The following is a 7,341-nucleotide window of genomic DNA, read 5'->3' on the forward strand; positions in this document are numbered from 1 at the left end:
GGTGCGGGCCGCGCAGATCGCCCGCATCGAAACGGTCAGGCGCCAGCGAGATCCCGAAAAGGTCGCGGCGGCCCTATCCGCGCTGGGCGACGTCGCCCGCTCCCGCGAGGGCAATATCCTGGCGGGCGCAGTCGAGGCTGCCCGGGCACGCGCAACGGTCGGCGAGATATCGGAGGCGCTGCGCATGGTCTTTGGCGACCATGCCGCCGCCCCGAAGGTGGTGCGCAAGGTCTATGAAGCGGCCTATCGTGGGGAGCCGGAATACGAGATGCTGGTGAAACGCCTCGAAGCGCTGCGGGCCGACCAGGGAGAGGCTCCCAGGATATTGGTGGCCAAGCTCGGCCAGGACGGCCACGACCGCGGCGCCAAGGTCATCGCCTCGGCCTTTGGCGACATCGGCTTCGACGTCATCGCCGGGCCGCTGTTCCAGACGCCGCAGGAAGCGGCGGACCTTGCGGCGAAGCTGAAGGTCCATCTTGTGGGCATGTCCTCGCTGGCGGCCGGCCACAAGACCCTGGCGCCTCAACTGGTCGAGGCGCTCAAGGCAAAAGGCGCCTCGGACGTCATCGTGGTGGTCGGCGGCGTGGTGCCGCGCCAGGACTACCAGTACCTCCACGATCACGGCGTCGCCGCCATCTTCGGGCCAGGCACCAATGTCCTCCATGCGGCCCAGGCCGTGCTCGACCTCATGGAGGGCAAGAGGCGCAACGCGTAGGGCGTTCACCGTCTCTCGGAAAAACGCAGAACCGCCTGGCTCAGGACACGAGGGGGGAAGGATGTTGTTTACGGATCTGTCCGGCAAGTCCGCGCTGGTCACAGGGGCCTCGAGCGGACTTGGATTGCATTTTGCCAAGCTCTTGGCGCGCTTTGGCGTGCGCGTGGTGTTGACGGCGCGCAACAAGGACGCTCTCGATCGAGCTGTGGCCGAGATGGCGGACAGCAGCGCAAGCGTAGATGCGGTGCAACTGGACGTGACGGATGGGGCTGCCGTTGCTTCCTTTTTCGAAACCTCGGGCAAGAGCTTGGACATTCTTGTCAACAACGCCGGCGTCTCGGGTTCAGGCGCTGCATTCGACCTCAGCGAGGCGAAATGGGATCAGGTCATCGACACCAATCTCAAAGGTGTTTTCCTGGTGGCCCAGGCCGCCGCCCGGGTGATGAAGCAAAACGGCCACGGCGGAGCCATCGTCAACATCGCGTCGATACTGGGGCTTCGCGTCGCTGGAAATGTTGCTGCATATGCGGCCTCCAAGGCGGGTGTCATCCATCTGACGAAGGCATTGGCGCTGGAATGGTCGCGCTACGACATTCGCGTGAACGCGCTGTGCCCCGGCTACATCGAGACGGACATCAATCGCGATTTTCTTTCGAGCGAGGCCGGCCTCAAGCTGATCAGCCGGATACCTCAACGACGGCTCGGCAAGCTCGAAGAACTCGACGGAGCCTTGCTGCTCCTTGCGTCCGCGGCTGGCAGCTACATCACCGGGTCGACGATCGCGGTGGATGGAGGCCATTTGGTCTCCTCCCTTTAGACGCATGTCGAAGGGGGCATTGACATGTTACTCATGAGTAAAATATTACTGGCGAGTAACTATGGTACTGATTGGAAAATAAATGAGCGCGCTTTCACTCGCGGAGCCTGCATCGCCCTGGCCGGCCAAGCATGAGAGGAAGCGGGACCGCGCAGTGAAACGCGAGGCCGTGCTTCACGCGGCGGTGCAATCGTTCAATCGCAAGGGGTTTCATGCCACGTCGCTGGATGAGGTGGCGGCGTCGTTGAATGTGACGAAGCCGACGATCTACCACTATTTCGCGAACAAGGACGAGATACTGTTCGAATGCGTCCGTCTGGGCCTGGACGGGATCCGGGTGGCTGCCGAGACGGTCGAGCGCAACGGCGGCAGCGGGTTCGACCGATTGAAGGCGCTGATGCGCCGCTACGCGATCATCATGACGCAGGATTTCGGCATCTGCGTCACACGCACCGCCGATCACGAGTTGTCACCGCAGGCCAAGGCGCAGTTTCGAGTCCTCAAGCGCGAGATCGATCATACGGTGCGGCGCGTCGTCCGCGATGGGATGCGGGACGGCTCGCTGGCCGTGGGCGACCCCAAGATCGTGACGTTCACGCTGACGGGCGCGCTGAACTGGATCGCGCGCTGGTACGATCCCGCTGGATCGCTCTCGGCGGAAGAGGTCGCGGACGGCTGTGTCGCGACTCTTCTGCTGGGTCTGACGCCGCGTTCCGGAGCTTGAAGGATGCCGATTCCGGATGCGCTTCTGACACGATTGCGGCTGCCTGTCATAGCGGCGCCGATGTTCCTGGTTTCAGGGCCGGACCTCGTCGTCGAGGTCTGCCGGTCAGGGGTGATCGGGGCGTTCCCGGCGCTGAACCAGCGCAGCAGCGAAGGCTTCTCTGCCTGGCTGGAGGAGATAAGCGGGCGGCTGGCCGACATCGGCGACGCTGCCGCTCCTTTCGCGGTGAACCTCATCGTTCATAGGTCCAATCCGCGCCTTGCGGCCGATCTCGATATCGTCGCCAGGCACAAGGTGCCGCTGGTTATAACCTCGCTCGGCGCGGTGCGGGACGTGGTCGACACCGTCCATGCCTATGGCGGGTTCGCCTTCCATGACGTCATCAACATCCGCCATGCCGAAAAAGCGGCGCAGGCGGGCGTGGACGGCATCATCGCCGTCTCGGCCGGCGCCGGCGGCCACGCCGGTGCGACGAACCCGTTCGCGCTGCTCTCCGAAATCCGCTCCTTCTTCAGCGGCACGCTGGTGCTGTCCGGGTCGCTGGCCACGGGTCGCGACATCGCGGCCGCGCGCGTCATGGGCGCCGACCTCGCCTATATGGGCACGCGCTTCATCGCCACGAGCGAGTCGATGGCTCCCGCGGCCTATAAGAACATGATCGTGGCGTCCTCGTCGGCGGACATCCTCTATACGCCCGCGATATCCGGAGTGAACGCCAATTTCCTGCGCCCCAGCATCGTGGCGGCCGGTCTCGATCCGGACCATCTGCCGGCGCATGCCGAACTCGACCTAAACCATGAAGCCAGGGCCTGGAAGGCGATCTGGTCGGCCGGACAGGGGGTCGGCGCGGTGACGGATGTCCCGCCTGCCGCCGCTTTATGTGAGCGCCTCGCTCACGAATACCGCGACGCGATGGCGGCAGCGGGGTCGGATCGATTCCAGGCGCAGCTCACCTCTTGCGACAGGAGTGTTCATGCCTGAGAAAGGGCCGGCCATTCTCTACCGGAGCCAGGACGGTGTCGCCGAGATCCGGTTCAACCGACCCGAGCGGCTGAACGTCCTGGACGTGGAGAGCGCGCGAGGTTTCCACGACGCGGTGGACAGAGCACTGGGCGACCCCGCGGTGCGCGTCATCGTGGTGGCCGCCGAAGGAAATGCATTCGTCGCCGGCGGCGACCTCGCGCATTTCCGCACCTCGACCGACAAGCGTGCCGCCGCATTCGACCTGATCGATCCGATCCATTCCGCCCTGAAGCGACTTGCCCAGTCGCCCGCGATCACGCTCGCCAGCCTGAAAGGCGCGGTCGCCGGTGGCGGCATGAGCATAGCGCTCAGCCTCGACCTCGCCATCGCCGCGGACAATTGCCGCTTCAATCTTGCCTACGCCGCGATCGGCGCATCGCCGGACTGCGGAGGCTCATGGGCGTTGCCGCGTCTGGTCGGCCTCCGCAGAGCGATGGAGATAGCGCTCCTGTGCGAGACCGTCCGGTCCGAGGAGGCGTTGCGCCTGGGCCTGGTCAACAGGGTCGTTCCGGCAGACGACCTCGCAGGCGAGACCGAAGCGCTGGCGAGGCGCCTGGCGCAGGGAGCACCGATTGCGATGGGTCGTATCAAGTCGCTGCTGCGCTCGTCGTGGGATCGCCCATTCGAGGCCCAGCTCGACGCGGAGGGCGAGAGCTTTGGGGTCTGCGCGCTCACCGAAGACTTCTCCGGCGCGGTCGACGCATTCTTAGAGAAGAGAAAACCACAGTTTCACGGCCGTTGATCACGACGGCAGGTCGGGAGGAGCATTCATGACAAGACACGCTTTCATCGCGGGCTACGTCCGCACGCCGTTCACCTTCGCAAGAAAGGGCGCTCTGGCGGGTGTGCGCCCGGACGACCTTGGCGCGCATGCGGTGAGGGCGCTGCTGGAGCGGACCGGCGTCGCAGGCGAGGAGATCGAGGACGTCGTCTGGGGATGTGCGTTTCCCGAGGGCGAGCAGGGGCTCAACATCGGCCGCGTCGTCGGCCTGCAGGCGGGCCTGCCGGAGACCACCGCCGGCATGACGGTCAACCGCTGGTGCGGCTCATCCATCCAGGCGGTCCAGGTCGCCGCGGGCATGCTTTTGATGAACGCGGGCGATGCTTTCATCGCCGGCGGCACGGAGAGCATGTCGAAGGTGCCGATGATGGGCTTCAACGTGCTTCCCCACCCTTCATGGTCGGACGAACAGGTCGAGGACTTCATCAATGTGGGCATGACGGCCGAGCGCGTCTCCAGGCAGTTCGGGATCACGCGCGAGGACCAGGACCGCTTTGCCGTCGCGAGCCAGGCCAAGGCACGGGCGGCGCAGAAGAAGGGGCTGCTGGCGCAGGAGATCGCTCCTTATCCGCTCGGCGACGCGACGGTCGCCGAAGACGGCTGCGTGCGCGAGACAACGCTCGAGAAGCTCGCCGAATTGAAGACCGTGTTCCTCAAGGACGGAACGGTGACGGCCGGCACCTCCTCGCCGATGACCGACGGAGCCTCGGCGCTGCTGGTCTGCGGCGAGGAATTTGCCAGGCGCCACGGACTGGAGCTTCTGGCCCGCGTGGAGAGCTTCGCTATCTCCGGCTGCGCGCCTGGCATCATGGGCATGGGACCCGTCGAGGCGTCGCGCAAAGCGATGAGCCGTGCCGGCCTGACGATGGCGGACATCGACATCGTCGAGATGAACGAGGCCTTTGCCGCCCAGGCGGAAGCTTGCCGCAGGCAGCTCGACATTCCGCATGAAAAGCTCAACATCGACGGAGGCGCAATCGCCCTTGGCCATCCGCTCGGCGCCACCGGCGGCCGCCTCGTCGGCAAGGCTGCATCGCTGTTGCGGCGCGAGAAGGGCAGGCGGGCGCTCGCCACCCAATGCATCGGTGGCGGCATGGGCATCGCGATGGTTCTGGAGGCCGCATGAACGCCGTGGTCAGGATTTCCGCCGCAGCGGGGGTCGAGCGCATCGGCCTGCGCCGCGCCGTGGTGATCGGCGCCGGCTCGATGGGCGGCGGCATCGCCGCGCAGCTCGCCAATGCCGGCATACCGGTCGACCTGCTCGACGTCCCGGGATCCGATCCGGCCCGCAGGAACGATCCGGCGCAAAAGGGCGTGGAGCGCCAGCTCAAGGTCGGCGGCTTCATGTCGGCTGCCGCGGCCGGGCTCGTGCGCCCAGGCAACATCGCGGACGACATGCCGCGCCTGGCGGAGGCGGACTGGATCGTCGAAGCGATCGTCGAGGAGGTCGGCGCGAAGCGGGCGCTGTACCGCCAGATCGACGCGGTGCGCAAGAAGGGCTCGCTGGTCTCGTCGAATACCTCGACGATCCTGCGCCAGGCGCTTCTGGATGGAATGCCCCGCGCATTCGCGTCCGACTTCGTCATCACGCATTTCTTCAATCCGCCGCGCGTGATGCAACTCGTGGAAATCGTTTCGGGCGACGAAAACCCGGCCGCGGTCATAGACACTGCCAGGGACTATTGCGAAACGGCCCTCGGCAAGACGACGGTCGATTGCCGGGACACGCCCGGATTCATTGCCAACCGGATCGGCTGCTATGCGCTGGCGGTCGCGGCCATAGAAGCCATTCGGCAGGGTGTGAGCGTCGAAGAGGCGGATGCCGTCATGATGGCTTTGGGCGCGCCGCGCACAGGCGTCTTCGGTGTTCTCGACCTGATCGGCCTTGACCTCATCCCGCATGTCTGGGGCAGCCTGATGTCGGCGCTTCCCGATACGGACGACCTGCAGGAGTTCGACCTGCCTGGCACGAAGCTGGTCCAGGATCTTCTGGCCGCGGGGCGCCTTGGCCGCAAGAGCGGTGAAGGGTTCTACAGGCTGACGCCGCAAAAGACCAAGCAAGCGCTGGATCTCGCGACCCAGGACTATCGCGATGCGCGGCCTTACGATCTCGGGCAGTTGCCTGGCGGTGGGAAGGATCTTGCAGCCCTTCTCGAAAGCGACGACCGGCTTGGGCGCTATGCCTGGACGGTTTTCGCCAACCTCGTTGGCTACGTCGACAGGATAGCGGACGACATCAGCCTCGACCGCGACGACATCGATCGTGCGATGATCCTCGGCTATGGCTGGTCGCAAGGCCCGATGGCGCTGGCGCGGCGCTATGACGGCGCCCGGCTTGCCACCCGGTTTACCGCCGAGGGTCGTGCCTTGCCGGCGCGCTTGCTCGAGGCGGCGCCGGTCGGCGCCCGGCGCGGAACGACCGCCGCGACCCAGTCGATCGCCTCGCTCCGCGAGAAAGGCAAGGCGGTTGTCGAGAACGAGGCGGCTTCGCTCTGGGATATGGGCGAAGGCATTGCGTGCCTTCAATTGCACACGAAACTCAACAGTTTCGCGCCCGCGGTCTTCAGCGTGCTGGAGGCTTCGCTGGAGCATGTCCGCTCTTCGTTCTCGGGCCTGATCCTCGGCAATGACGATCCGCGCGCTTTTTCCGCCGGGGCCGATCTGCGGGCCTTTCTCGGCATGATCGAGCGGAGGGACTGGGTAGCGCTCGATGCCTACATCAAGGAGGGACAGGATCTGTTCCTGCGCATGAAATATGCGCCGTTTCCGGTGGTCGCGGCCGCGCACGGCCTGGCGCTCGGCGGCGGCTGCGAGTTCATGCTTCACTGCGACGCGATCGTCGCCCATGCCGAGCTGAACGCCGGACTGCCCGAGACCAAGGTCGGCATCATCCCCGGCTGGGGCGGCGGCACCCAGCTGCTGAGGCGCGCGGCGCTGAACCCGTCTGTTCCGCGCGGGCCGGCGGCAAATGCCGCAACCGTCTTCGACGTCATCTGGCGCGCCGCGGTCTCGACGTCGGCGCTCGACGCGCGTGGCCTTGGCATGCTGGTGCCTGCCGATCGGATCGTCATGAACCGTGCCCACCTTCTCGGCGCCGCCAGAAGCTTCGCGATGGAGCTCGCCCACAACTACGCCGCACCGGAGCGCGCATCGATCGCGGTCGCCGGACGCTCAGGCTACCTGTCGCTGATCAACGGCGTCAGGGCGTCCCGCAATCTCGGCCAGATCAGCGATGCCGACGTCGCCATAGCCGAAGCCCTGGCGGGCGCGCTTACCGGCGG

The 7,341-nt window shown here is 65.9% G+C and carries 7 protein-coding genes; all 7 read left to right on the forward strand.

What is annotated here, in order from left to right; all coding sequences use genetic code 11:
- Positions 1-715: methylmalonyl-CoA mutase family protein (locus tag EOD07_RS15785; protein WP_206519474.1), on the forward strand; the 715-nt coding region annotated here is incomplete at its 5' end.
- 61 nt (positions 716-776) lie between these two features.
- The gene (locus EOD07_RS15790; RefSeq protein WP_127236133.1) at positions 777-1,532 is read left to right on the forward strand and encodes an SDR family NAD(P)-dependent oxidoreductase; all 756 of its coding nucleotides are present in this window, start codon (positions 777-779) and stop codon (positions 1,530-1,532) included.
- 82 nt (positions 1,533-1,614) lie between these two features.
- Positions 1,615-2,256 carry a TetR/AcrR family transcriptional regulator gene (locus EOD07_RS15795; protein WP_127236134.1) on the forward strand — a complete coding sequence of 214 codons (642 nt, stop codon included), beginning with the start codon at positions 1,615-1,617 and terminating at the stop codon, positions 2,254-2,256.
- Positions 2,257-2,259: 3 nt separating this feature from the next.
- Positions 2,260-3,237, forward strand: a complete 978-nt coding sequence (locus tag EOD07_RS15800) for a nitronate monooxygenase family protein (protein WP_127236135.1) — start codon at positions 2,260-2,262, stop codon at positions 3,235-3,237.
- Entirely contained in the window at positions 3,230-4,021 is a 792-nt protein-coding gene (locus EOD07_RS15805) for an enoyl-CoA hydratase-related protein (RefSeq protein WP_127236136.1), read from the forward strand. The genes EOD07_RS15800 and EOD07_RS15805 overlap by 8 nt, the downstream gene beginning before the upstream one ends.
- A gap of 28 nt (positions 4,022-4,049) precedes the next feature.
- Complete coding sequence (locus tag EOD07_RS15810; protein WP_127236137.1) at positions 4,050-5,186, forward strand: thiolase family protein; 1,137 nt, start codon at positions 4,050-4,052, stop codon at positions 5,184-5,186.
- Positions 5,183-7,341 (forward strand): 3-hydroxyacyl-CoA dehydrogenase/enoyl-CoA hydratase family protein (locus EOD07_RS15815; RefSeq protein WP_164772273.1); only part of this gene is annotated, 2,159 nt, incomplete at its 3' end. The genes EOD07_RS15810 and EOD07_RS15815, both read left to right, overlap by 4 nt.

The organism is Mesorhizobium sp. M2C.T.Ca.TU.002.02.1.1, assembly GCF_003997225.1.